At 56.9% G+C, this 23,744-nt stretch carries 25 protein-coding genes; 16 read left to right on the top strand and 9 right to left on the bottom strand.

Annotated elements, in window-relative coordinates; genetic code table 11:
• Positions 1-47: 47 nt before the first annotated feature.
• The 7 genes from WA318_RS13290 to WA318_RS13260 form a co-directional block, all read right to left on the bottom strand.
• Positions 48-668 carry a LexA family transcriptional regulator gene (locus WA318_RS13290; RefSeq protein ID WP_114098649.1) on the bottom strand — a complete coding sequence of 207 codons (621 nt, stop codon included), beginning with the start codon at positions 666-668 and terminating at the stop codon, positions 48-50.
• A gap of 88 nt (positions 669-756) precedes the next feature.
• On the bottom strand, positions 757-2,085 hold the full coding sequence (locus tag WA318_RS13285) for a four-carbon acid sugar kinase family protein (RefSeq protein ID WP_336081793.1): 1,329 nt from the start codon (positions 2,083-2,085) through the stop codon (positions 757-759).
• 2 nt (positions 2,086-2,087) lie between these two features.
• A complete protein-coding gene (locus WA318_RS13280) occupies positions 2,088-3,359 on the bottom strand; it encodes a RuBisCO large subunit C-terminal-like domain-containing protein (protein ID WP_336081791.1) in 1,272 nt (423 codons plus the stop codon).
• Positions 3,360-3,362: 3 nt separating this feature from the next.
• The gene (locus WA318_RS13275) at positions 3,363-3,902 is read right to left on the bottom strand and encodes a VOC family protein (RefSeq protein WP_336081788.1); all 540 of its coding nucleotides are present in this window, start codon (positions 3,900-3,902) and stop codon (positions 3,363-3,365) included.
• Between the two features lie 10 nt (positions 3,903-3,912).
• The gene (locus WA318_RS13270; RefSeq protein ID WP_220150321.1) at positions 3,913-5,190 is read right to left on the bottom strand and encodes a TRAP transporter large permease; all 1,278 of its coding nucleotides are present in this window, start codon (positions 5,188-5,190) and stop codon (positions 3,913-3,915) included.
• On the bottom strand, positions 5,187-5,711 hold the full coding sequence (locus tag WA318_RS13265; RefSeq protein WP_336081785.1) for a TRAP transporter small permease: 525 nt from the start codon (positions 5,709-5,711) through the stop codon (positions 5,187-5,189). The genes WA318_RS13270 and WA318_RS13265 overlap by 4 nt, the downstream gene beginning before the upstream one ends.
• 135 nt (positions 5,712-5,846) lie before the next feature.
• Positions 5,847-6,857, bottom strand: a complete 1,011-nt coding sequence (locus WA318_RS13260) for a TRAP transporter substrate-binding protein (protein WP_114098655.1) — start codon at positions 6,855-6,857, stop codon at positions 5,847-5,849.
• A gap of 189 nt (positions 6,858-7,046) precedes the next feature.
• On the opposite strand from WA318_RS13260, the gene WA318_RS13255 reads away from it, so the two are divergent.
• Positions 7,047-8,081, top strand: coding sequence for a LacI family DNA-binding transcriptional regulator (locus WA318_RS13255; protein ID WP_336081781.1), 1,035 nt, complete (start codon positions 7,047-7,049; stop codon positions 8,079-8,081).
• An 89-nt stretch (positions 8,082-8,170) separates the two neighbouring features.
• Here the strand turns inward: WA318_RS13255 and WA318_RS13250 are convergent, their stop codons facing one another.
• A complete protein-coding gene (locus tag WA318_RS13250; RefSeq protein WP_336081779.1) occupies positions 8,171-8,812 on the bottom strand; it encodes a hypothetical protein in 642 nt (213 codons plus the stop codon).
• A gap of 861 nt (positions 8,813-9,673) precedes the next feature.
• Here WA318_RS13250 and WA318_RS13245 point away from each other — a divergent pair.
• The 11 genes from WA318_RS13245 to WA318_RS13195 all read left to right on the top strand — a co-directional run bounded on the left by WA318_RS13245 (position 9,674) and on the right by WA318_RS13195 (position 17,346).
• Complete coding sequence (locus WA318_RS13245; protein WP_114098658.1) at positions 9,674-10,114, top strand: hypothetical protein; 441 nt, start codon at positions 9,674-9,676, stop codon at positions 10,112-10,114.
• Positions 10,102-10,689, top strand: a complete 588-nt coding sequence (locus WA318_RS13240; RefSeq protein WP_336081778.1) for a hypothetical protein — start codon at positions 10,102-10,104, stop codon at positions 10,687-10,689. The genes WA318_RS13245 and WA318_RS13240 overlap by 13 nt, the downstream gene beginning before the upstream one ends.
• Before the next feature lie 224 nt (positions 10,690-10,913).
• Positions 10,914-11,159, top strand: coding sequence for a hypothetical protein (locus WA318_RS13235; protein ID WP_336081777.1), 246 nt, complete (start codon positions 10,914-10,916; stop codon positions 11,157-11,159).
• A gap of 2 nt (positions 11,160-11,161) precedes the next feature.
• Positions 11,162-12,733 (top strand): portal protein, encoded by a 1,572-nt coding sequence (locus WA318_RS13230; protein ID WP_336081776.1) that lies wholly within the window; start codon positions 11,162-11,164, stop codon positions 12,731-12,733.
• Positions 12,730-12,993 carry a Bbp19 family protein gene (locus WA318_RS13225; protein ID WP_336081775.1) on the top strand — a complete coding sequence of 88 codons (264 nt, stop codon included), beginning with the start codon at positions 12,730-12,732 and terminating at the stop codon, positions 12,991-12,993. Before WA318_RS13230 ends, WA318_RS13225 begins: the two co-directional genes overlap by 4 nt.
• Complete coding sequence (locus WA318_RS13220) at positions 12,986-13,681, top strand: capsid assembly protein (RefSeq protein WP_336081774.1); 696 nt, start codon at positions 12,986-12,988, stop codon at positions 13,679-13,681. The genes WA318_RS13225 and WA318_RS13220 overlap by 8 nt, the downstream gene beginning before the upstream one ends.
• Before the next feature lie 123 nt (positions 13,682-13,804).
• Positions 13,805-14,620 (top strand): phage capsid protein, encoded by an 816-nt coding sequence (locus WA318_RS13215; protein WP_114098663.1) that lies wholly within the window; start codon positions 13,805-13,807, stop codon positions 14,618-14,620.
• A 157-nt stretch (positions 14,621-14,777) separates the two neighbouring features.
• Complete coding sequence (locus WA318_RS13210; protein ID WP_114098664.1) at positions 14,778-15,053, top strand: hypothetical protein; 276 nt, start codon at positions 14,778-14,780, stop codon at positions 15,051-15,053.
• Between the two features lie 87 nt (positions 15,054-15,140).
• Positions 15,141-15,797 carry a phage tail protein gene (locus WA318_RS13205; protein ID WP_336081773.1) on the top strand — a complete coding sequence of 219 codons (657 nt, stop codon included), beginning with the start codon at positions 15,141-15,143 and terminating at the stop codon, positions 15,795-15,797.
• 83 nt (positions 15,798-15,880) lie between these two features.
• Positions 15,881-16,642, top strand: coding sequence for a hypothetical protein (locus WA318_RS13200; RefSeq protein WP_336081771.1), 762 nt, complete (start codon positions 15,881-15,883; stop codon positions 16,640-16,642).
• Between the two features lie 113 nt (positions 16,643-16,755).
• Positions 16,756-17,346: a phage tail protein gene (locus WA318_RS13195; protein ID WP_336081769.1), complete on the top strand. Its 591-nt coding sequence runs from the start codon at positions 16,756-16,758 to the stop codon at positions 17,344-17,346.
• Between the two features lie 37 nt (positions 17,347-17,383).
• Here WA318_RS13195 and WA318_RS13190 read toward each other — a convergent pair whose 3' ends face one another.
• Positions 17,384-19,033 carry a tetratricopeptide repeat protein gene (locus WA318_RS13190; RefSeq protein ID WP_336081767.1) on the bottom strand — a complete coding sequence of 550 codons (1,650 nt, stop codon included), beginning with the start codon at positions 19,031-19,033 and terminating at the stop codon, positions 17,384-17,386.
• A gap of 135 nt (positions 19,034-19,168) precedes the next feature.
• On the opposite strand from WA318_RS13190, the gene WA318_RS13185 reads away from it, so the two are divergent.
• From WA318_RS13185 to WA318_RS13170, 4 genes are all read left to right on the top strand, one after another.
• Positions 19,169-19,747, top strand: coding sequence for a hypothetical protein (locus WA318_RS13185; protein ID WP_336081765.1), 579 nt, complete (start codon positions 19,169-19,171; stop codon positions 19,745-19,747).
• A gap of 145 nt (positions 19,748-19,892) precedes the next feature.
• Positions 19,893-21,830, top strand: coding sequence for a hypothetical protein (locus tag WA318_RS13180; RefSeq protein ID WP_336081763.1), 1,938 nt, complete (start codon positions 19,893-19,895; stop codon positions 21,828-21,830).
• Positions 21,830-22,279, top strand: a complete 450-nt coding sequence (locus WA318_RS13175; RefSeq protein ID WP_336081760.1) for a hypothetical protein — start codon at positions 21,830-21,832, stop codon at positions 22,277-22,279. The genes WA318_RS13180 and WA318_RS13175 overlap by 1 nt, the downstream gene beginning before the upstream one ends.
• A 4-nt stretch (positions 22,280-22,283) precedes the next feature.
• Positions 22,284-23,726, top strand: a complete 1,443-nt coding sequence (locus tag WA318_RS13170) for a hypothetical protein (protein WP_336081757.1) — start codon at positions 22,284-22,286, stop codon at positions 23,724-23,726.
• Positions 23,727-23,744: the final 18 nt, after the last annotated feature.

Genomic DNA, 23,744 nt, shown 5'->3' with positions numbered 1-23,744 from the left:
ATGCCGATGGCGGGGCATTTCAGTACCTGTCGCGGGTTTTGTGCGGGTTACTGACTGCACCACAAAACGCGCGCGACCCAGTCAATCTGATCGGCGGGGATGAACCGGTCTTCAAAGTCAGGGTTGAACGATTTCAGCTCGACGCCAAGCGCGCCGCGCCGGATCAGTTCCTTTGCCAGAACTTCGCCATCAACCGTTTTGACGACAACCCGGTCATGGGGGCGGATGTTTGATGCCGGGCTGACAATGATCAGATCGCCATTGCGAAATACCGGCGCCATTGAGTCCCCGGAAATCCGCAAGCCATAGGCGGTCGGATCATGCAGGGCCGGAAAAGTGATGTCTTCCCATGATCCGCCAACCGGATAACCGGCATCGTCAAAAAAACCCTGATTGCCAGCCTGCGCAAAGCCGATCACCGGAATACGCCCGGCCCCGTTGCCATCAACCAGTTCGGAAAATTCACGGAAACTGACATCGGTCACCGCAAGCACCTTGGAAATGCTTTCGGTCGAGGGCCAGCGCGCCTTGCCCTGTGTGGTGGTGCGTTTGGACCGGTTGAATGTCGTCGGGTCAAGCTGGGCCAGACGCGCAAGACCCGACGGTGTCAAACCGTGGTCTTTGGCGATCTGGTCAAGGGCGGCCCAAATTTTCTGATGTCGGATCATGACCCATCCTAGCAGGGGGGCGGGACGCAGTCGAAGGAATTTATTCCTTATCGCTCGGGGATTTTACAGGCCGCAACAGACCGCCCGGCTAAGCCTTGGCGATGGCCAGATTGGCGATATTGTCAAACAGGGTGACTTTGCCCATCTGCCCGCCCTTAAGCAGCATCGGCAGGCCATCAAGGCTGTTCTGTGCGCTGTCATGTGTTTGGGCATGGGCGCGAATGACCGGCGCACCGGCATCGAAATCGGCAACATAGGACAGGCTGTCAATGCCAAGGGCCTGAACTGCAAGGCTTGACGTATCGCCACCGGCAATCAAAAGGAAACCAAGGGCTACCGACCGGCTGATATCGGCGATGAAACGCGCGCTGGCCTGTGCAAGGTCATGGCTGGCAATCGTGTGATTGCGGTCATCAGACAGCGACACCAGAAGGTTCTTGCCGTCTTTCAGGGCCGAAAGACATTCGTCTTTCAACAGATTGACGGCATCGGGATCAAGCAGATCAGATGGAGACACGCGGTATTTGACATAGTTCTGTGCGCTTGCCACCTGTTCGGCGGTCAGGGGTGATCTGCTTCCGGCAAAGGCAAAGACCGGCCCTGCGCGCCGCGATGCCTTGGCAGCATTTTGCGGCAGGGGCGGGAATGACGGAAACAGGGCTTGTGCGACGCTGCTTGCGCCAATGCACAGGATCGGGGCGGATCTGGCGATCTCATGAAGGGCTTCGCCAATCGTCAGAAGATCGTTTTCATCGGACACATCAAACAGGGTTTCGGTTTCGCCAGTGGCGATCCGGCGTTTGATTTCGGCAATCAGGGCGGTGCGCCCTTGCCGGATCATGGTGAAATCAATCAACCCGACATTGGACCAGCCCTGTGTTGCCAGATGGCGACGAAGGTCGGCCTCGCTCATCGGGGTGACCGGGTGATTTGCCATCACCGGATGGCGGTCAATGCGGTGGATTTGTCCCGCGCCGACACCGGCAAAAAGATTGCCAAGGAAACAGAACCGGCGCAGTGATGGCTGTCCGCCGATGATGGCTTTCCATTTTGCACCAACGGACTGCGCATAACGATCCGCAACGGCGGCAATATTGCCGGTTTCCGGTGCGCTGTCGAAGGTCGAGCAGATTTTGAAATGATAGATGCCGCACTGGTCTGATGCCAGTTGATCGGCAAGTTTGCCGATGGTGGCAACGCCGTCTTCGACCCCCATAGCACGAAGCGACGTTGCAACACCAAAGGCATCGAGGCTGCCAGGGTCTGAACCCGGTGACCCGTGACCAATGTCGTCTTTGTGTTCCGACATATCCGGAGCAGTCAGATACAGGCGTGCAGAAAGTCCTGCCCGGGCCAGCGTGGCCAGCGTATCGGACGCCCCGGTGAAGTCATCAGCACAAAAAACGAGTTTGGTCATTGTCAGCCTCGTGCCCCATAAAATGCCAGGGCTTCTGACAGGGCAGGGTTGGTTTTGGCATGTTGTTCAAGGCTGACACCGGCTTCGCAGGCTTCCCATGCCTGACGCAGACTGGTGATGCCCGCCGCAGGTCCCGACGGATGGGCAAGGATGCCACCCCCGGCCAGAAACATGAAATCAGCCGATCCGACCGCCTTGCAGGTGGCCGGAACCGTGCCAGCCCACTGGCCCGACGAAAAGACCGGAAGAACGCGATCTTCATCGCCATTGCCAGCGGCAAGCGGCTTGCCACACAGCTGGGCCGATGCTTCGACTTCGCTGTCTTCATCACAGAATTTACCGCCCATGCCATGGACATGCATGTGATCCATACCCGCCAGACGATACAGCGTCTGATAGGCCGGATAGGCCATGCCGATCATCGGATGACGCGACAGCGCGCCAAAGCCGTTGCGATGCCCGTGCAAAACAAGGCCGGTCGATTTGCGCAAGGTCTGAAGGGCTGAAAGACCCGTCCAGTTCATGCTGACCATCGCGCATGATCCGCCTTCTTTTTCAATCAGGTCGGCATGGCGACGCATGGCATCGGTTTCATCGGTGATGTTAAAGGCAATCATCACATCGCGCCCGGTGCGATCCCGATAACGACGGACCTGATCCATCACGGCCGGGATGCGTTCGGCAAGCGGGGCGGATGCCGGATTGGCGCAGACTTCATCATCCTTGATGAAATCGACACCGGCTTCGCAAAGCTGCCCGACCAGACGGGCGATATCTTCGCTGCGCAGGCCGACATTCGGCTTGATGATCGTGCCAAAGAACGGGCGACCGTGGACATTCATGCGATCACGCGTGCCCTTGGTTCCGGCCACCGGATAATCATAAAGATCGCGATAGGCCTTGGGCACTGTGACATCAATCAGCTTAAGCCCGGTGATTTCGCCCAGATCATAAAGATTGCCCGAAACCGTTGCGGCCAGTGTCGCAAGGTTTTTGCCAATATTGCCAGTCGGAAAACCGATGCGGATCTCGGCCCGGCGATAGGGGCCGGTGATGCCGCGCTCAGTCAGATAGGCACTATGCAGGCTGGGGTGATTGACCGGGGTCAGTTCGCGGACTTCAAGCACGCGCGCCGAACAGCGTTCGCGCAGCTCGTCGGTTTCACCTGCTACGCGCACGAATGTTCCGCTGCTTTGTTCGCCAGCCATGATGGCGGCGATCTTTGCAGGATCCATCGGCGTTTCGATAAGATAGCGGGCTTCGATCAGGTCCATGGCTCAGATTTCCGAAAGCGACGGGAAAGGACGGATCGGATCAGAACCGTCCCAGTCAATCGAGGCTTCATAGATCGACTTGAACAGACGGCCTTTCGGGCCGACAACTTCGGAAAGTTCGATCACGGTGCCCGGATGCATTTCGCGGTCAAAATAGACAAAGCGACCATTGTCACCGACCTTGCCGCTCATTTTGACGTTGAAGCCCTTGCTTTCCATCAGGGCAAGATCATCATCAAACTTCTCGGTCCAGTAGGCGACATGCTGCAGGCCGACATTCCCGGCCTGGGTGAAGTCGCGATACATGGACGGCGCGTCATTGCGGGTCTGGATCAGTTCGACCTGAACGTAACCGGAATTGGCAAGTGCGACCGAGTTGTGGACGTCATAGGCCTTGCCGTCATAACGGTAATCCTCGATCGGCACGCGCGGGTTATAGTACCAGGGGCCGACACCCATGGTCGTGGACCAGTATTCCATGGCCTCTTCGATATCGGGCACGACATAACCGAGCTGGCGAATTTCACCAAGAAATCTGCTCATGTTTCCTCACTTAATCCAGAAGGTTGGGCAACCAGACAGAGATTGCCGGTATGCAGGTCACTGCGAGCAGCGACAAAAACAGCGGTAACAGGAAGGGCAAGGCGCCCCGGATCACGCGGTGCAGCGGCATCTTGGCGATGATGCTGACCATATAAAGGCTCATGCCGACCGGCGGGGTCAGAAGTCCGATCATCAGATTGAGAACGAACACGATGCCAAGTTGCAGCGGATCAACACCGGCTGCCGTCATGGCAGGGGTAATGATCGGTGCGATGATCAGGATGGCGGCAATGGATTCAAGGAACATGCCGACCACCAGCAACAGCACATTGACGATCAGAAGCAGCACCAGCGGATCGCTTGAAAGCCCCAGAAGGAACTCGCTGGCCGTTGCCGGCAGGCGATCCATGGTCAGGACCCAGGCAAACAGGGCGGCGGTGGCAACGATGAACAGGACATTGCCCGTGGCATCGACACTGTCGCGTGCGGCAATCAGAACACGTTTGAGATCAAGCTGCCCATAGATGAACTTGCCGATCAAAAGCGCATAGGCAACCGTGACACCGGCCACTTCGGTCGGCCCGAAATACCCCGAAATCAGACCGCCGATCAGAAGAACCGGGGCGGCAAGGGCAGGAAGCGAGACGACGAATTTGCGGGCAAAGGCCGCAAGGCTGAATTTCACCTCGTCACGCGGCAATTTATAGATGCGCGCCATCACGGCAACCTGTGCCATCAAAAGGATGGTGATCAGGATGGCCGGAACGATGCCTGCAATCAGAAGCTTGACCGCTGAGACGTTCGAGACCGACGCAAAGATGATCAAGGGAATGCTTGGCGGGAAGATCGGACCGATGGTGGCCGCAGCCATGGTGATGCCCGATGCAAACTCGGAAGAATACCCCTGTTTGCGCATCATCTTGATCTGAACGGCACCAAGGGCCCCGATATCGGCAAGGGCCGCGCCCGACACGCCCGAGAAAATCAGGCTGACCAGAACGCTGACCTGTGCGGTCCCACCCCGGATCCAGCCAACCATCATGCGGACCAGTTCAAACAGATGGTTGGTCACACCCGACAGGCTGAGAAGATTGGCGGCAAAGATGAAAAGCGGCACAGCCAGAAGCGGGGTTGAATCAAGCGCATTGACCGTGCGCTGCGCCAGAACCGCCATCGGCAGGTTAAACAGGATCATCACCACAGCCGATGACAGGCCCAGACAGACCGCAATCGGCACCCGAATGATCATGAGTGCGAGAAACAGGATAAGAAGGGTTGCACTCATCATTTGCGGGAATCCCCAGACGATACCTGTTCCGACATTTCCTCGGCGATGGCCTTGGCAATCGGGTTTTCGTCTTCTTCGGTGTCAAAGTCAGAAGCAGGTTCGGTGCCGGTGATCAGGCGATAGAGTGCAACAATCAGCAAAAGCACAATCGCGATCAGAACCGGCGCATAAACTGCATAATTCGAAAGGCTGAGCGACGGGGTGGTGAATTTGCCCGCACGGATCAGAAACTTGTAAAGACCAAACAGGAAGATGCCTGCAAATGCGCTGATCAGCACATAATTGGAAAATCGCAGGATCGCCTTTCCGCAAGGCCGCAGGGCGCTATAAAGCAGATCAATTGCGATATGACGGTTGTGCAGCATCAAGGCCGGAACGGCAAAGAACACCAGGGCGATATTGGAAATGCGCGACAATTCATCGGCCCAGGGCAGGCCAAGATCAAAGAAGTTGCGCAAGATCACCTGACCAACCACCAGCACAGCCATCAAACCCAGCATCAGCATGGATAATGCGGTCATGAAGCGGCAGATGCGGTCCAGTCCCCTGTAGATCGGGGAGTTCCTGTACGGCATGACGATACCTGAATAAAAGCGGGATAAAAGGGGCGGGCGACATCCCTGAACACAAGGTTCCCTGATGCCGCCCTGATCGTTTTATTTTACAGCAGCGATCTGTTCGAAATACTTGCCGTATTTGTCGTCAAAGCGCTCGTGGACGAGTTTCTCGACACCGGCGCGGAAGGCCGCAACATCAAGACCGTCATCCGGACCAATGATGGTCATGCCGGCATCCTTAAGCTTCTGAAGATCGCCTGCTTCCTTATCAAGGATCATCTGGGAGGCTTTCTGACGAACTGTTTCAGCCGCCTTGGTGAGGCCGTCCTTGATGTCCTGCGGGAAGCTCTGCCACAGGTCTTCGTTGATCACGACGATTTCTGCGGCCGAAATATGACCGGTCAGCATCATGTGCGACTGAACATCAAAGAGCTTGTGGTCAACTGCAACGTTTACCGGGTTTTCCTGGCCCTGAACGATACCGGTTGCAAGGGCGGTCGGGACTTCCGACCAGTCAACCGGAACCGGGGCAGCACCAAGGCCCTCGACCGCGGTCAGATAAACCGGGGACGGAATGGCGCGGATTTTGACACCAGCCAGATCAGCAGGCGTCTTGACGGCCATATTGGCGGTCAGCTGACGGGTGCCGAAATAGAACGCATACAGGACGCGCATGCCGGTATTGTCGATCAGACCCTGATTAAGTTCGGCCATGATCGGGGAATTGATGTCGACAACCTTCATCAGGTGATCATAGTCGCGATACAGATACGGGGTGTCGAGCACACCGAAATCTTCGTAAAGCGAGCTCAGCGCACCAGCGGTATTGTGCGAAAGCGCGATGGAACCCATCGAAACGCCTTCGGCCAGTTCCTGAATCTTGCCAAGCTGGGAGGACGGGTAAACATCGATCTTGACCGCGCCATTGGTGTTCTTGGCGACTTCTTCGGCCAGCCAGTCTGCCTGCATGCCAACAACGCTGGTCGGCGAGTTCATGTGGCCGTAATTCAGTTCATATTCCTGTGCCTGCGCGCCGTGTGCGATCACGGCAAACGAAGCTGCCGCTGCAAAGGTGGTCGCGAGCTGGCGAAACTTTTTATGCATAGCCATGGTTTCCTCCCATGATGGTTTATGAGCGTTTTGACGGCAGAACGCACCTTTGAAAGATATGTTCGTACCTTATCTGTTTTCCGGTCGGGATTGTTATATCTTTTCCCTTGAATGGACGCAGAATACGTGAAACATTTTGCCTCATCAAACATCATAAAATGATGTGTTTTGATGTTTTTTGAGGATCAGATGCCTAAAACGACCGGCCCCATCATCAAGGATATCGCCGAGCTTTCCGGGGTTTCACCGGCAACGGTTGACCGCGTTTTGAACAAACGTCCGGGCGTGCGTGAACGCACGGCAAAGCGGGTTTTGCAAGCGGCAAGCGAGCTTGGCTATCTGCCCGAAACCGATATGGCCGAAGCGTTTCGGCCCAAACCGATGCGGGTCGTGTTCCTGTTGCCATCGGGCACCAACCCGTATTTGCAGTTGCTTGGTGATCGCATCAAAACTGCGGCCGAGGCCATCACGGGCTATAACATCCGCGCGCGGTGCTTTTTCATCGACAGTTTCAATCCGCAACTTCTGTCCGAGGCGCTTCGTCAGCATGGCGAAAAGGCCGATGGCATTGCCTTTATGGCGATTGATCATCCGCTGGTGCGTGAAACCGTGTCCGAACTTCAGAATGCCGGAAAGCATATGATTACGGTGGTGTCCGATATTTCCGGTGTGCCCCATGCCGCCTATGTCGGGCTTGATAACCGTGCGGTTGGCCGGACGGCGGGATATTTGCTGGGCCGGTTCAAGGGCAGTCGCAGCGGGCGGGTGGCAATGATTGCGGCCAGCCGCACCTATCGCGCCCATGAAGAACGCGAAATGGGCTTCCTGAGCCTGATGGAAGAAGAATTTCCCGAACTGCGCGTGGTTGCAGCCCGCGAAGGTCATGATGATCGCAGCGAAAACTATCTGCACACCAAATCACTGCTCGAAGAATATCCCGATCTGATTGGCATCTATAACGTCGGCGGGGCATCGGACGGGGTGGCGCGCGCCTTGCGCGAAAGCGGTCGTGGACGCGACATCATCTTTATCGGCCATGGCCTGACACCCGATACCCGTCGTTTCCTGCTTGAAGACATCATGGATGTCGTCATCACCCAAAGCCCCGGCGTGATCGCGCATAATGTGCTGCGCATCTTTGAAAATCTGCGCGCCGGTGGTCAGGTCGACAAGGACCTGGCCAAACTGACCATGGAAGTGGTGGTCAAAGAGAATTTGCCGTAACTCTGCATGGTGCGTGGGTAAACCAGCCCTTCATAACTGCACTGTGCGGCGGACCACCCTGCCAGGACATCACAGCTTTCATGCCCGGATCATTGAACGGTAAGGCGACATAGGATGGTGTTGCTTTGTTCAAGGTCCGGTCCCCAGATCAGCCGTGCATTTGCATCCCATCTTATCCTGTCGTAACCGTCCTTGGGACGCACGGCGCGCTCGGAATACTCAACGGCTTGCGGCCAGGAAGACGCATCAAAACCGGCCTGATCCCAACCTGCCGGTTCGGGTGTGATTGTGAAACCGCAGGGGCCAATACCCGCAACCGGGTTGCGTTCGCGGGCACAGGATTTATCAAGCGGGGCGGTGTGAATGACCCGGCATTGCCAATCCGCATTGCTTGCCGCGACGGTCTTGCCTACACGGTCCCTGATCTGGACAATCACGCCGCCATCACCCATTTGCTGACGCCGTGTGCCGATATACTCCAGCCCTGTATCATCCTGTTTGAAATCCTTGGCGACCAAACCGATCACAAAGGGGCGTTCGGCCTCAAACGCAAAGCTTTCGGCATTAAAGGATCGCTCGGTCGTGATGGGAACACTGTCCTCTGCGACCTGAACGCCATTGATGCGCATTTCAAACCAGTTATCCGCCCAGACATCGGCCCGGAATGTTTCGGCCGCAAGCGGACTCGCCGAAAAGCACAGAAAAGCAACGGTAGTGACAAGGCGTTTCATTGCGAAAATCCCAATCCCAAATGGTGCATCTTTGATAGCTCCCACGCCTTTAGCTCCTTTCGGTTTCAGTGTGCCGTCATCGGAGCTTGGCCTAAAAGCGCAGTTTAGTCAGCTTATTCGCAGAAGGCGTGAGTCTGTCTGTGGCCATCAACTATGTAGTCATCGCCTGACTTGGTAGCGGTTAGTGTATGTACGCAAGAATCTGAATACGGTACCAATGTCGTCGTCGTGGGACCGGAAATAGGAACCATGCCGCCTGTGGTTATGTTCCATTGGTATGCGCGTCGGTCGTCTCCAAGTTCGATCACGTTTATTGGGGGCCCATAGTCAAGAATTGGCTCCTGGATCGACTGTCCAATGTAGCCTTTCATGATCTGCCCTGTGCAGCTGGCCAGCACTAGGAAAGTAAAGATCGCTAAACGCCTCATTATATTCCCCCAAATATCTACTGAGTGCATAAGGGATACTCTCATATTTGAACGGGTTTCGCGAGGATGCGCAGTTTCCTGCGAGGGTGCAATTTATCGAGGATAGGAAATTAATCCTTTACAATGAGAACAAAAGGGGATTATAACTTGCAAAGCAACACCGGAACTGCATCCAGAAATAGGGTTTTCTCCATCTGCTCATAGGCGGCGGGGTGGCCTGAAATATGCAACGGCTGTGGCACCGTTGCCGGAATTGGGCGGCATGGCCGTCTTTGGGGAAATCACAAACCAGCATCATCGTAACGATGCGCACCTATGTGCGTGCGATGGGTTCAGCTTGGCTTTTTGGCGGGTGAAATGGCTGGTTGGTGCCCCATCCCAGGGGATTGCATGGTCGGCGTTGCGATGAGAATCCAGCCAGCAGGAGGGCGACGTGACCGAACAACGACTTTTTCCAAAACCCCTGTCAGAGCGTGAAATTACGCCCTTTGCCAGTGCGCGTCAGGCATGGTTCTGGTTCGTGCGATGTCAGACCGCGCGGATCGAGGGCGCACGCGTGATCGCCGATGCGGGCGAGGTGGTGCGCCCGTGCGATCCCGATGATGTCTATAACGCGGTGATGCGGCTGAAACAGGCCGGCACGTTGACCGACCGGCATTTGCAGGTTCTTGAATATTTCGGGCTGGTGGAACGCGAACCCGATCCCCGTGATCCGCGTGAAAAAGGTAAGGACAGCCTGTGGCGGCAGGCCATGGAGGCGCTTGAAAATGTCCTGATCACACGCGGGATTGTCACGCGCCGCCGAGATGAGGATTTCCACCATGACGAGGTCATGATCAAACTGCGCGGGGATTTGTCGCCATGCGGAATCTGAGTTTTGAAAATCTGTGTTCTGTCGCGCCGGGCAGGGTAGGTAACGACGGCAGTTATCATGCCATCCCGAACGCGGATGCCAGCAACGATACGTCGCTTGATCAATGGATCAGCCAGTCGACATCGGCGCGCGAGGTATCGGTTCTGGTGGTCTTTGCCGATGCCCCGGAAAAGCGGTTATTGCGGTTTCTTAAACCCGGATTTCGCCATTGCTTTGTGCTGGTGTCGGGATTGCGGGCCGGGGAATGGATTTGCCTTGATCCGCAAAGCCACCGGGTGCGCTGTGAAAGCTGGGCCTATTCGCCGATCTTTGATCCGGCGGCCTATTACCGGTCAATCGGCCATCATTGCATCTGGGCCCATTACCCGCACATGGTCACGCGCAAGGCCCGGTTTGGCCCGATGAGCTGTGTCGAACTGGTTAAACGATTGCTGGGTATTTCGGCCTTTTGGATCATCACCCCCTGGCAGCTTTATCGTCATATGTACGCGCAAAGCCAAACGGGCAGGGACCGGACGACTGAAAACGGCCATGTTTATTTTCTGAAAAATGTTCTTGATTTGTTCTTTTTGTGATGCTATAAGAGGCAAATCAACGCGATAATTGCGCCCGCAGGGTTCCGACCCTTGCGGGCGTTTTTGCGTTTGGCCTTGAGCTTGTGGATCGCGTTTCCCGTCTTCGCGGGAATGACGTTCGTTCCTTGTAGCTGTTTTGGGCACCGTCATCCCCGCGAAGGCGGGGGGCTCGTGCAACGTGCTCTTCCGCAACCATCACCAAACTTCACAACCCGGAGACCGCGATGGGAAGCCTGTTTTCAACGCCAAAGCCGGTCATGGTCAGCAATCCGGTTACGACCGCAACCACCACCAACGATGCGGCTGCGGAGACGCCAACCGGCACGGAAACCGCAACCGGCAATGCCCGCAAGGGAGCCCTTGAACGTCGGCGTTATGGCCGGTCCAGCCTGATCACCACAAGCTTTCGCGGCTTGCTGAATGACCGCATCACCGGGCTTGGCGGTGGCAAAAACCTTTTGGGGGAATAGGCATGGCAAAACCGGCAAAACAGATGACCCATGGTGCCGCCGGACAGGAGCCGCAAAAGCCCAGCGCCAGCGCCAGGGACAATAACACCAACACCAGTATTGCCCAGCTGCGCAGCCGCTATCAAAAGGCGGTGGGCCGTCGGCGCAACTGGCTGGCCCATTGGCAGGAATGTTATGAATTTGCCCTGCCTCAACGCAATGGTGCCGCCCGGCAAACCAGCGGGGGCAAGCGCCTTGACCGGGTGTTTGACGCAACCGCACCTGATGCGGTCGAACAGCTTGCCGCAAGTCTGATGGCCGAAATTACCCCGCCTGCGGGTGGCTGGTTTGATCTTGAACCGGGCGGCAATGTTGCGTCCGATGATCGCGAGGTTCTGACAGAACAGCTTGGCCGTGCGGTGCGCATTCTTCAGGGGCATTTTGACCGGTCGAACTTTGCAGTCGAGATGCATCAGGCCTTTCTTGATCTGGTCACGGCTGGCACCGCATGCCTGCGTCTTGAAAAGGCCGGTCTGCAAAACCCGTCGGCCTTTCGATTTAGTGCTGTTCCGCTGCGTGATCTGGCCTTTGAAGAACGATCTGATGGCAAGATGGACGCGGTGTTTCGCAAGCTGATGCTGACCCGTGATGACATCATGTCGAACTGGCCCGGTGCCGGGAAGCTGCCCGAATTCGGGGCAGGCAATGATGAGGAAGATCATCAGAAACGCTTTGCCGTGATCGAAGCGGTTATACCGGCCACCAGCGGGCAATCGGGATATGAGATTTGCGTCTTTCGCGAGGAAGGCGGGGCATCACAGGATGATCTGATTTATCGCGGGCAGTTTGATGTGTCGCCCTATATCGCCTTTCGCTGGATGAAGGCCCCGGGCGAGATTTATGGAAGGTCGCCTGTGATGAAGGCGCTGCCTGATATCAAAACCGCGAACAAGGTGGTCGAGCTGGTGCTTAAAAACGCCTCCATCGCGGTGACCGGCATCTGGCAGGCCGATGATGACGGGGTGCTGAACCCGGCCACCATTCGACTTGTACCGGGCAGCATCATTCCCAAGGCGGTGGGATCAGCCGGGCTCAAGCCGCTTGATGCGCCAGGCCGGTTTGATGTGTCCGATCTTGTGTTGTCTGACCTGCGCGACCGTATTCGCCGTTGTCTTCTGGCCGACCGGCTGGGGCAGGTTGATCAACCGGGCATGACCGCGACCGAGGTGCTTGAACGTGCATCGGAAAATGCGCGGTTGCTGGGTGCGACCTATGGCCGGTTGCAGGCGGAATTGCTTTATCCGCTGATCCGCCGGGCGCTTCATATTCTGAGCCGGACCGGGGAACTTCCCGACATTCCGATTGACGGGGATGTTGTGGTTTTGCGCCATTCCGCGCCGCTGGCGCAATTGCCAAGACGGGTACAGGCCGGACAGGCGCTTGACTGGCTTTCACGCATCTCAACCCTTGGCCCCGATGCGATAGGCGAGGTCGACTTGCCGGTCATGGTGCGCTGGCTTGCCGATCAGTTCGGGGTGCCGGACCATCTTTTGAAACCGGCCTTGACGACCATCACGGCGGAGGAACTGGCATGAACACCGAAAACGGTTGGGACTGGTTCGAACCGCAAGAGTCTCCAAATCCGGGCGCGGAAAAGGATCACTGGCAGGCCTGCTTTGACAGTCCCGCCGGGCAACAGGTTCTGGATGATCTTGAAGCCCATATTCTGCACAGCGCCCTTGGCCCGGATGCAAGTCCGGGGGCGATCTGGATGCGCGAAGGGCAACGCGCACTGGTGCTTTTGATCAGGCGGCTTGCAACATCAAACAACACTGTGGAGGAGACAGATGACTGACATCATCGCGGATAATGAAACACCGCCAAATGACAGCCTGTCGGGCGGTAGTGTCGAACCACAAATTGAAACTGAAATTCCTGATCCGGGCCCCGCTGATGCGGGGCTTTTGTCTGGGGGCTTGCCGGATAATCAGGGTGATGAGCATGACGGGAATAACGCCGATATGCTCAATGTGCCTGCCAGTGCTGATGACTATGCGATTTCGGTTGATGATGCGCTTGGCGGTATGGATCCCGATCTGAACAAGCGCCTGCATGAAGCGGGATTTAACAATGCGCAGGCCCAGCTTGTTTATGATCTCGCCGGGGAAATTCTGGGTCCGATGATGGCCGATATGGATCAGGCCGCCAAACGGGCATCGGACCGGGCGGCCCTGATGACTGAATTTGGTGGCAAGGACGCATGGCAGGCCCTGGCACCGCGGATCGAACAATGGGGGCGGGCCAATCTGCCCGATGCGGCCTTTGAAACACTTTGTCAGACCAGGGACGGGGTGATGGCGCTCCATCGTTTGATGACGCAGGCAGGCGAGATCACATTGGGTCGTACGAATGATGCCGATGGCAGTGGCGATTTGCGCGCCGATATCCGGGCCAAAATGAATGATCCGCGCTATTGGCGTGATCGCGATCCGGCCCTGATTGCCGAGGTGCAGGCGGGCTTTGCGCGCCTGCGTGGCGATTAGGACAACCGCATTTTCCAACAGATACGTGTAACGGGGGCCACAGGAACGGGCACCAGGGGCCGATGGCTTTGGTGACGGGCTTTTGATGCCCGGATTTCATTTCTTCAAAGGGGGCGAATAGCGATGAGCGATACCATTGATCAAAGCTTTATTGATCATTTTCAGGCCGATGTGCATCAGGCCTATCAGCGCATGGGATCAAAATTGCGCAACACGGTCCGGGTGAAAAATTCGATCAAGGGCGCGACCACGGTTTTCCAGAAAGTCGGCAAGGGCACGGCAATGACCAAGGCGCGCCACGGCAAGGTACCGGTGATGAATGTCGATCATGAAGCGGTGCGGTGTGATCTGCGCGATTACTATGCCGGGGACTGGGTTGATGCGCTTGATGAACTTAAAATCAACCATGACGAAAAGATGGTTCTGGCCAATGCCGGGGCCTATGCGCTGGGCCGCAAGACCGACGAGCTGATCATCAATGCACTGGTGCAGGGCGATGATATCGTGCCCGATAATGCCGAGGGCATGACGCTTGAAAAAGTCATGATGGCGTTCGAGGGACTGGGCGAACGCGATGTTCCCGATGACGGGCAGCGCTATGCGATTGTCGGCTGGAAACAATGGTCGGAACTGTTGCAGATCAACGAATTTTCCAATGCAGATTATATCGGTGATGATGATCTGCCCTGGAAGGGCACACAGGCCAAACGATGGTTGGGAACGCTCTGGATGCCCCATTCGGGGCTTCCGGTGGCGGCGGGCATCCGGTCCTGTTTCTGGTATCACCGCACCGCCATCGGTCACGCGATTGGCTCGGACGTTCAATCCGATATCACCTGGCATGGCGATCATGCGGCGCATTTCGTGAACAACTCGATGTCACAGGGCGCTGCCCTGATTGACGGCGATGGGGTGACCTGTTTGCAGGCGCAGGAATAAGGACGAAGTCTTGCTCAACACGCTGCTCGAGGTTCCCGCCTGCGCGGGAATGACGTTCGTTCCACGCACGTGTTTTACCCATCGTCATCCCCGCGCAGGCGGGGATGACGACCGGCAGGCTCAAATCTCTGACAAAGACAACCACAGGAGCCCATAGATGGCAGAAGGTTTCAAAGCCAGAAACCTCAGTGTTCTGGCCTATGCCAACGGCTTTACGCTTTGGCATTACATCACCCCGGATGTCGCCGCCGACGTTGATACATCGGGCTATTTTGCCGATGCGCGCGACATGCTGCGCGTCGGTGATTTCATCATCGCCAACACCAACCGCGACGCCACCCTGTCTGGCGGCCTTTTCGTGGTCGCAAGCTCGGGTGCTGCGGGCGTTGATGTCCGCGACATGACGGCAATTGGCACGGCCAATACCGACTAAGCGCGCATCTCTTTTATTTCCTCCCTCACCCTCGGCCCCGGTAGCACTGCTGCCGGGGTTTTCTTTTCCCAACCAAGGAGACTGCCCATGCAGGGGAATACTGCTGTCGAATGTGAAATCCTCAATGTCATTCAGGGGGCTGGCATCTGGCCTGATTGCGATGACAAAACCCAGCTGCTTCAGGCGATCAACACCCTGATTTCCGGTGGCGGTAACACCGTTATCATCGGCAGCGAAATCGGCTCGGTTTCGGCATTTGCGATGCCGACCGCCCCGGAAGGCTGGCTGGTCTGTGATGGCGCTGCCATCTCGCGCACGGAATATGCTGATCTGTTTGCTGCGATTGGCACGCTTTGGGGCCATGGTGATCAGGTTTCGACGTTCAACCTTCCTGATCTACGCGGCGAGTTTGTTCGCGGCTTTGATGATGGTCGCGGCGTGGATGCGGGGCGTGTGTTCGGCTCCTGGCAAAAGCCAAGCATTGCTGGTTTTGATACGGGTAATGACTCAGTTTGGAGCGTTACCACTACTCTCACCTCTGGTGATGTTGCGGGTGCCCTCGGTTACGAGGCATATGACTCAAGCAACTACTTGGATGGAGGACTTGCAGGTGCTCCGGGACAATCCATCACAGCCTTGCCGGGCGTCTCGGGAGATCAGGGTTATTCCGGTGCAGTTCGCCCGCGCAACGTCGCAATGACTTATGCAATCAAGGCGTTCTATCCCACTGTTTCAGCTCAGTAAGTCTTTCTGAAACCAGACATCTTTCCCCCGGCAGGCATCGCTTGCCGGGGTTTTCGTTATCGACCAGTACATAAGAGTGACGAATGACAACTAACGAACAAATGAACCTCTGTGCCGCAATCGCAAACTTTGCTGCATCATGCACGACAAGCCAATGCCGTTTGGTCGAGCTCAACGGTATGTTGGTACTCCGTCGTTTTGGTGGTCGTAAAATTGTGATCAATGGTGGGCTATGCGATATCCCAGTGGAAGGGGTTTCTATCGCTGCGACATCAACCCAAGCAAACAACCTGTATTACGTCTATGCAGCGGTAATCAATGGGGAATTGGTGCTGGAATGGTCATCAGTCGGCCATACGCAGAGCGAAGTCACAGGTATCGAAATCAAACTTGGCGATGAAACCAGAACCTTGGTAGGCATGGTATATGTGCTGCAAAACGATGCATGGCCTGCAGCTCCAGAACTTGTGGCAAGCTGGTATAATCGTCAGCCGATTGCCAAAAACTCTTCCACTGGTGCTGTTTCTGTTTCGTCAACATCCTTCCAGATCGTTACCACTACAGCAAACTCAATTGGCTTCCTGTGCTGGGCTGATGATGCTGTAAGTTTGAGTGCTGCTGGTTATGCCGATTGCTCGAATGGATCGGCAGCTATGGTGGCAATTGATGGATCACCAATCGGAGCTTATGCCAGCGGAGTTCAGCCGCAGGCTTCTCTTGCGCCAACTTATGCCGGCCTTCTAACCGAAGGCTACCATCTTGCCGGGATTGCAATGCGATCACCAAATGGCGGAACAAGTAGTGGCGTAATCGGCTTTGATATGACGGTTTCGGGTCATCCCTAACCCTGATTCTATCCCAGTGTTTCAGCTCAATAAGTCTTTCTGAAATAAGACATATTTCCCCCGGCAGGCACCGCTTGCCGGGGTTCTTTTTGCCCCGCAATTGGAGAATTCAAATGCAGTGTTTGAGCCCGGTTGAAAGCGAAGTCCTGAATGTTGTTCTGGCAGCAGACATCGTTCCGGATCGCATGGACGATACCCAGCTTTTGCAAGCGCTTCAGGTCATGTTTGGTGGTGGTAGCTCCTCCGGTTCGGTGCCCGTCGCGACCGTGCTGCCCTTTGCCGGTTCGGTGGCCCCGGAAGGCTTCCTGATTTGTGATGGCGCGGAAGTGCCCGCAAGCGAGTTTGCCGATCTGTTTGCAGCCATTGGCACCACCTATGGCGATGGCCAGTCAGCCGGTGGTTTCAAACTGCCGGATCTGCGCGGTCGTATTCCGGTCGGTGCCGGTCAGGGCGACGGCCTGACAGATCGTGTCATTGGTGCGGTCGATGGTGCTGAAGCCCATCAGTTGACCGTTGATGAGATGCCTTCGCATGATCACAAGTACGGCGCAATGCACCAAAACTATTACGGTATGAATGCGTATACCTACGCTGGGGTTAGCCCCTCTGCGCAAGTTCAATACGGCGTTTCGCCAACCGGCGGCGATCAGCCGCATAACAATATGCAGCCATTCCTGGTGGTGAATTACATCATCAAGGTCTGATCTGATCTGGACGGGGCCCGGTTTTCCGGGCCCCGTTTCAGTTCTGGCTGTTTACGGCCTCGGCCTTTTGGGCGCGGTATTTGCTGAGTTCAACAATGGCGCGGCTGCGCTGTTCATAGGAAACTTCCGGTTCGATGGTTTCGCGCCATTCGCGGGCATCGGGATGACCACCATCCTCGGCGATGGCAAGATAAAGCCATGCGCGTTCAAGATCGCCCGGGACATGTTCGCCGTAATAATACATCCGTCCCATGGCGGCATAGCCGTCGATATTGCCGTTTTCCACGGCCTTTTGATACCAGGGCACGGCCTTTGCCGGTTCTTCGGGACCGCCAATGCCATATTCAAGAAAATGGCCGTAATAATAGGGGGCATCCGGATCACCATTTTCGGCGGCAAGCCCCATCCAGTGGCGGGCAAGGACCGGATCAGGTGCGATATCGCCGCCCCCGGACTGATAGACCGCTGCCAGATTGTATTGCGCCCCGGCATTGCCGCCAATGGCGGCCTTTTGATACCATTCAATCGCCCGGGTCAGGTTGACCTCGACCCCGGTGCCATGCAAATAGCAATCGGCGATATTGACCATGGCAATCACTTCACCAAGTTCGGCAGCATGGCGGAAATGATAGGCCGCCTCGGTTGCATCCTGCGGAACACCCAGACCATCACGATACAGCACACCCAGCAAATTGAACGCGGCCGCATGTCCCAGTACCGCGGCCTCGCGCCCGATCCTGAAAGCATCTTCATAGCTTTGTGCGCGGCCGTTTCCGTAAAAGGCATCATAGGCCGCGCCATAGAGTTCGTCCGCCTTGGCATCGTCCGGAGAGACGGATGGCGGAGGCGCCGGTGTTGGTGTCGGTGTCGGTGTCGGTGTCGGTGTTGGAGCCGGAACTGTTTGCGATGACGATGTTTGGGGGACGTCGGCGGTGTCCGCAGGCTGGGCGGTTGTGGTTCCCGGGGCCGTTTCAGATGATGGTGCCGACGACCCTGTTGCCGGGATCGGCCTTGAGGAAAATACCTGCGTCAGATTGCCGTTTTCATCGCGCATCTTGTTGGTAAAGGCACAGGGCTGTGAGGCGGGATAAAGCCTGAAAAGCGGATCATTTTCGAGAAAGTCGATGGCTTCCTGATAGCCCTGCCTTGCTGCGCAATTATACCAAGCTTCGGCCACTTCCATATTGCCCGGATCAAACAGGGTCGGCTCGAAATTCCGGCCCAGTTTGAACTGGGCATCGGGATAGCCATCCATTGCTGCGGCCCACATGTCGGTATGGCCGCCCCAAACGGATGCCGTGGCCGTCGACGAACTCTCAGGTTTCGGATCGTCGGCGGTGTAACCCGCCCCGGTAAATTCGCATTCGCCGGTTTCGCTGATATCGAAATTGTAGGGCACATTTTGCAATTGTTCGATGGCGATGTCATCGCCCTGAAGGGCCGCACATTCGAACCAGCGGATGATCTGTTTGGCCTCGTATTCGTCGATCTCGCCGTCATCCTCGGCATAGTCATAAGACAGCATGATCGCATAAAGGCGCTGGGATGTGGCATCACCGGCATAGGCATCGCGCCGGACCGCATCAAGCGTTTCATCCGCACGTGAAGCCGACACGGGCAGCATAGCAGCAATCAGGGCGGCAAGGATCATTCCTGCAAACGGGACTGCAAACGGGGATCGGGACATGCGTGCTCCAGCAAAGGCGGCCATTCTTGCGGGCCGTTGGCTTTGGTCATCTTGGGCGACCGGTTGGCCTGATTTTGACAATAAATCAACCTGAACGGCAACTGAAATTAACCGGATAGAGAGGAGGAAAAGCACATGGCACTCAGTGACATAGCGCTTTGTGCGCGCGCGCAAGTGATGATCGGGGCCAGCCCGGTGTCATCCTTTGACGAAGACAGTGCCGAGGCCGAAATTGCCCGCCTTCTCTATCCGACCATCCGCGACGGCATGCTGGCAAGCTATCCCTGGCGATTTGCCGCGCGCGGGTGCTGGCTGGCGCGACTGGCAAATACCGATGATGCGCGCGATCCCGGTGATGGATCGCATCTTTTTGCCATGCCGCGCGATTTTATCCGCTTGCTGTCGCTTGAAAATGACGGCGGCAAGATCACCCGGTTCGAGCTGCGCGACCGGGCGGTGCTGTGTTCGGCGGATGCGGCCTGGCTTTCCTATGTCGCACGTCTGGCCGAGGGCAGTTTTCCGCCATGGTTTGATCTGGCGCTGATTGCGCGACTGGCAGCGGAATTCTGTCTGCCGCTGACCGAAAGCAGTGCGCGGGCGGAATATCTGTTCAAGCGGTCCGAGGATCAGTTTCGCGCCGCCCGCCTTGCCGATGCCCAGCAATCCACACCGCATGCGATTGACGATTTTTCCCTTATCTCGGCCCGGAATTGAGAGGCGGAGCCTCCGGCTCAATGGGCTCCCGCCTGCGCGGGAGCGACGGGTGACAGGGAAGCAGAAACACCAGCGTCATCCCCGCGCAGGCGGGGATCTTGGTCCGTAAGCTCATCAGATGCGATATCCAAACAAGGAGGCATTCATGGCCCGCAGGGTTCTTGAGAAAAATACCTTCTCGACCGGGGAACTGGCCCCGGAATTGTGGGGGCGGTCCGATCTGAATGCCTATGCCAACGGGGCGGCACGGCTGCGCAATGTGTTTATCGAGCCGTCCGGTGGCGTGCGCCGTCGTCCGGGCATTCGTCTGATTGACGGGTTGGACGGGGCGGTGCGCCTGATCCAGTTCGAGTTCAATACCGAGCAGACCTATATCCTGGCCTTTGGGGATATGAAGGCAACCGTGTTTGAAAACGGTGTTTCGACCCTGTGGTTTGAAACACCGTTCGGGGTCGAGCACCATGATCTTTTGAACTGGACGCAAAGTGCGGACACGCTTCTGGTCGTGCATCCCGATGCGCCGCCGGTACGGATCAGCCGGACTGCGACCGGGGGATGGCAGGTCACATCATGGGCATGGCGGGCAACCGGTCAACTGACCAGCCAGCCCTATTACAAATTCACCGATCCGGCCGCGACCCTGACGCCATCAGGGACCAGCGGGACGATTACGGTCACAGCCGATCTTGATCTGTTTGTTGCCAATCATGTCGGGACCCTGTGGCGGATTGCCGGGATCGAAGGCGAAATGACGGCTGTGTCGGGGCCAAGAACGGCGACCATGGTGCTTAAGGCATCCTTGCCAGATAGCAGTGCGACAACCGATTTTGCCGAGCAGGCCTTTTCGGCTGTGCGCGGCTGGCCGCGCAGTGTGACGTTTCATCAGGACCGCATGGTGATTGGCGGATCACGGGATTTGCCCAACCGGCTCTGGATGTCGCAATCAGGGGATTTGTTTAATTTCGAGCTGGGCGAAGGCCTTGATGACGAGGCGATTGAATTTGCCCTTTTGGCTGATCAGGTCAATGCGATTACGGGGGTTTTTGCCGGTCGCCATCTTCAGGTTTTTACCAGCGGATCGGAATGGATGGTGACGGGGGATCCGTTAACGCCCGCCAATATTCAGGTCACGCGCCAAACCCGGATTGGCAGTCAGAGTGACCGTACCGTGCCACTGGTCAATATTGACGGGGCGACGATCTTTGCCGGGCGCAGCGGGCGTGAAATTCGCGAATTCCTGTTTACCGATGTCGAGCAGGCCTATGGATCGGCCGATCTGGCATTATTGTCGCGCCATCTGGTCAATCGCCCGGTCGATCAGGCCTTTGACGCCGACCGGCGGCTTTTGCATGTGGTAATGCGTGACGGATCGCTTGCCACCCTGACCCTGTATCGGTCTGAAGCAATCACCGCCTGGTCGGCACAGAATGTAAAGGATTGTGATTTTACATCGGTCGCGGTGTCGGGCGGGGATGTCTATGTCAGTCTGCGCCGTGGCGAGCGCTATTATCTTGGCCTGTTTGACGAGGATTGCGGCTTTGACTTGCAGGTGTCGCAATCCCTTGGCGCGGGCGAGGAAGCGCGCCGTCACTGGGGCAGGCTTGAGGCACTTGATGGTCTGGTGGTTGCCGGTCTGGTGGTTAATGGTCTGGCTGATGGCATTGTGATCACGGATTTGGCGGTGGCGGGCGGGACCGTGACCCTGCCGCTTGAGACTGGTGCGGTATCGCAAATCGCCGTCGGTTTGCCGTTTACTCATGAAATCTTTGCCCTGCCACCGGCGGCATCGGATGGCAGTCGCCCGCATGGCGGCAATGCCGTGCGGCTGGTATCCCTGACCTTGCGATTGCAAAAAAGCGGGCAGCTTCGCGTCGATACCGGGCGCGGCATGCGCGATATTGCCCTTCCGGTCACAGGTGATGATGCAGACGGGCTTTATAGTGGCGATATCACCTTGCGAAGCCTTGGCTGGCGGCGCGGCAGTGGCGGTACGATTTCGGCGGGTTTATGGCGGATTGCCGGGGATTTTCCCCGGCCTTTTTTATTGCTGGGATGTGCATCGGAAATGGGGGTGAATGACTGATGGGCGGATTTACATCAATCGTGCCGTTGGCCGCATCGGCCTTGCAGACCGGACAGAAAATTCAGGCAAGTCAGGCCAGCGCACAAAGCCGGATTGCCGAGCTTGACGAAGCCCGCAAGGCCGAACTGGCCGATATCGACGCCAGACAAAAGCAACAGGACACCGAGCGCGAAGAGACCCTGCGCCGCCGTCAGGCAAGCTTGCGCGCCAAACAGGGGGCATCGGGTTTGATGGCCGGTGGCACCGGTTCGGCCAGTGCGGTTCTGGCCGGATATGAAAAAGCCGCCCTTGATGATCAGGCAACGGATCGTGCCGAGGCCACCCGCAAGCGCAACCAGATCAATGCCAGTGCCAGCTGGCGGGAAAAGTCGCTTTTGCGCACGGCACAGGATGACACGGCCGCACGGCTAAGCGCCTGGTTTGCGCGGCGTGACGGGTTCGGGGGATAAGGCAATGGGAACGGTTTTTACCAATCAGACCAGTGCATCACGCGCCTTTGTCGGTGATGGCGCGCGTGTCAGCTTTGGCTTTGATTTTGCGGTGTTTGACGACAGCGATATCAAGATCACCCTTGATGGTGTCACCCTTGATACCGGCTTTCACGTCGCACTGGCGCGCGGGGATGCGGTGGCGGGTGGCGTGGTGACATTTGAAACGCCCCCGGCAGACGGCAGCTTGATCGTCATTGCCCGGATGTTGCGGTTACGCCGGTTGAGTGACTATGACGCGATGTCAGTACCGCGCGGTGATGCGATTGACCGTGATCTTGATTTTATCACGGCGGCGATCGGTGATCTTGACGGCGCATTGGCAGCTACGCTGCGTCTTGATGCGGCAGATCGTGATCAGGCATCGGCGAAACTTCCAAGGATCGAAGCGGGCAGGGTCCTGATCTGGAATCCGGCTGGTGATGGTTTGGCCAACGGGCCGGACGGGGTGGAAATCGCCAAGGCGGCAAGTCACGCAAGCCTTGCACAGGATGCCGCCAACCGGGCAGAAGCCGCCGATGCGCGGTCGCAAACCGCGCTAAAATCATTTGTGCAAAGTGACGCCGGTGCGGTACTTGATCTTGATTTCCGTACTGCCAATGCCCTGGTGTGGGAAGATGAACGCCGCATGCCGGTGATTGATGCATCGACCAGCCGGATCATGGATATTCGTGAAACCGGATCACTTGTCAGGTTGTCAAATGGCGCACGCCTTAGCCTTCCGGATGCGTCACTTGCGCGTAATGGTGTGCGGTATCGGGTGTTTAATGGCGATGGCACCATGGTTGATATTTCGGCGGCCAGTGGCGATGTGATTGCGCCGGTCCATGGCGGGGCGGAAAACATCCTTTATCCGCTGCCAATCCGGGGCGATATGGTTGATCTGGTCTGTGATGGCGGGGGCACGGGAGGTGCTGGCGGTACTGGCGGGAATAGCGCCCGGTGGTTTGCCTGTCCGGTGCGTGAAAGCGGGCCTTTGGTCAAGCTGCTGCGCACCAATGCGCAAGGCATTCCGGCAGGGGGATCGTTCCTGATTGAATGGGATCAGGTGGTCGAAGACAGCCACAGCCTTTATGACAGCAGCAACCATGCGATCACCGGGCTTGCGCCGGGATTTTATCAGATCGATATCGGTGTCTGTTTCCCGATCACGAATGAGGCGGTGATGACCAGCCTGTTTGTCGAACGGTTTGACGGGACAAGCTGGAATTATCACCTCAGATCACGCGACATCACAGCAATCGGCAGCGGGGCGGAACATAGCCTGCGTCTTAGCGGTGTGGCACGGATTGATGCAACCCCTGCGACCGGTCTTCGGGTGCGGTTGCTTCATAGCGATGCCCAGACGCGCAATATCGGCGCCAGTGATTTGCTGACCTGGTTGCATCTGCACCGGATTGGCGGTTAGCGCAGCCGGTGCGTGCCG

It is taken from the genome of Thalassospira sp. CH_XMU1448-2, from assembly GCF_037027285.1.
In the GTDB taxonomy this organism is placed as follows: Bacteria; Pseudomonadota; Alphaproteobacteria; order Rhodospirillales; family Thalassospiraceae; genus Thalassospira; species Thalassospira profundimaris_C.
This window is presented reverse-complemented; position numbering and strand designations above follow the sequence as displayed.

Bases quoted from the DNA above. Each gene is read 5' to 3' on its own strand.
- WA318_RS13290 (WP_114098649.1), bottom strand. From the start codon at position 668: ATGATCCGACATCAGAAAATTTGGGCCGCCCTTGACCAGATCGCCAAA.
- WA318_RS13285 (WP_336081793.1), bottom strand. From the start codon at position 2,085: ATGACCAAACTCGTTTTTTGTGCTGATGACTTCACCGGGGCGTCCGAT.
- WA318_RS13280 (WP_336081791.1), bottom strand. From the start codon at position 3,359: ATGGACCTGATCGAAGCCCGCTATCTTATCGAAACGCCGATGGATCCT.
- WA318_RS13275 (WP_336081788.1), bottom strand. From the start codon at position 3,902: ATGAGCAGATTTCTTGGTGAAATTCGCCAGCTCGGTTATGTCGTGCCC.
- WA318_RS13270 (WP_220150321.1), bottom strand. From the start codon at position 5,190: ATGATGAGTGCAACCCTTCTTATCCTGTTTCTCGCACTCATGATCATT.
- WA318_RS13265 (WP_336081785.1), bottom strand. From the start codon at position 5,711: ATGACCGCATTATCCATGCTGATGCTGGGTTTGATGGCTGTGCTGGTG.
- WA318_RS13260 (WP_114098655.1), bottom strand. From the start codon at position 6,857: ATGGCTATGCATAAAAAGTTTCGCCAGCTCGCGACCACCTTTGCAGCG.
- WA318_RS13255 (WP_336081781.1), top strand. From the start codon at position 7,047: ATGCCTAAAACGACCGGCCCCATCATCAAGGATATCGCCGAGCTTTCC.
- WA318_RS13250 (WP_336081779.1), bottom strand. From the start codon at position 8,812: ATGAAACGCCTTGTCACTACCGTTGCTTTTCTGTGCTTTTCGGCGAGT.
- WA318_RS13240 (WP_336081778.1), top strand. From the start codon at position 10,102: ATGCGGAATCTGAGTTTTGAAAATCTGTGTTCTGTCGCGCCGGGCAGG.
- WA318_RS13235 (WP_336081777.1), top strand. From the start codon at position 10,914: ATGGGAAGCCTGTTTTCAACGCCAAAGCCGGTCATGGTCAGCAATCCG.
- WA318_RS13230 (WP_336081776.1), top strand. From the start codon at position 11,162: ATGGCAAAACCGGCAAAACAGATGACCCATGGTGCCGCCGGACAGGAG.
- WA318_RS13225 (WP_336081775.1), top strand. From the start codon at position 12,730: ATGAACACCGAAAACGGTTGGGACTGGTTCGAACCGCAAGAGTCTCCA.
- WA318_RS13220 (WP_336081774.1), top strand. From the start codon at position 12,986: ATGACTGACATCATCGCGGATAATGAAACACCGCCAAATGACAGCCTG.
- WA318_RS13215 (WP_114098663.1), top strand. From the start codon at position 13,805: ATGAGCGATACCATTGATCAAAGCTTTATTGATCATTTTCAGGCCGAT.
- WA318_RS13210 (WP_114098664.1), top strand. From the start codon at position 14,778: ATGGCAGAAGGTTTCAAAGCCAGAAACCTCAGTGTTCTGGCCTATGCC.
- WA318_RS13205 (WP_336081773.1), top strand. From the start codon at position 15,141: ATGCAGGGGAATACTGCTGTCGAATGTGAAATCCTCAATGTCATTCAG.
- WA318_RS13200 (WP_336081771.1), top strand. From the start codon at position 15,881: ATGACAACTAACGAACAAATGAACCTCTGTGCCGCAATCGCAAACTTT.
- WA318_RS13195 (WP_336081769.1), top strand. From the start codon at position 16,756: ATGCAGTGTTTGAGCCCGGTTGAAAGCGAAGTCCTGAATGTTGTTCTG.
- WA318_RS13190 (WP_336081767.1), bottom strand. From the start codon at position 19,033: ATGTCCCGATCCCCGTTTGCAGTCCCGTTTGCAGGAATGATCCTTGCC.
- WA318_RS13185 (WP_336081765.1), top strand. From the start codon at position 19,169: ATGGCACTCAGTGACATAGCGCTTTGTGCGCGCGCGCAAGTGATGATC.
- WA318_RS13180 (WP_336081763.1), top strand. From the start codon at position 19,893: ATGGCCCGCAGGGTTCTTGAGAAAAATACCTTCTCGACCGGGGAACTG.
- WA318_RS13175 (WP_336081760.1), top strand. From the start codon at position 21,830: ATGGGCGGATTTACATCAATCGTGCCGTTGGCCGCATCGGCCTTGCAG.
- WA318_RS13170 (WP_336081757.1), top strand. From the start codon at position 22,284: ATGGGAACGGTTTTTACCAATCAGACCAGTGCATCACGCGCCTTTGTC.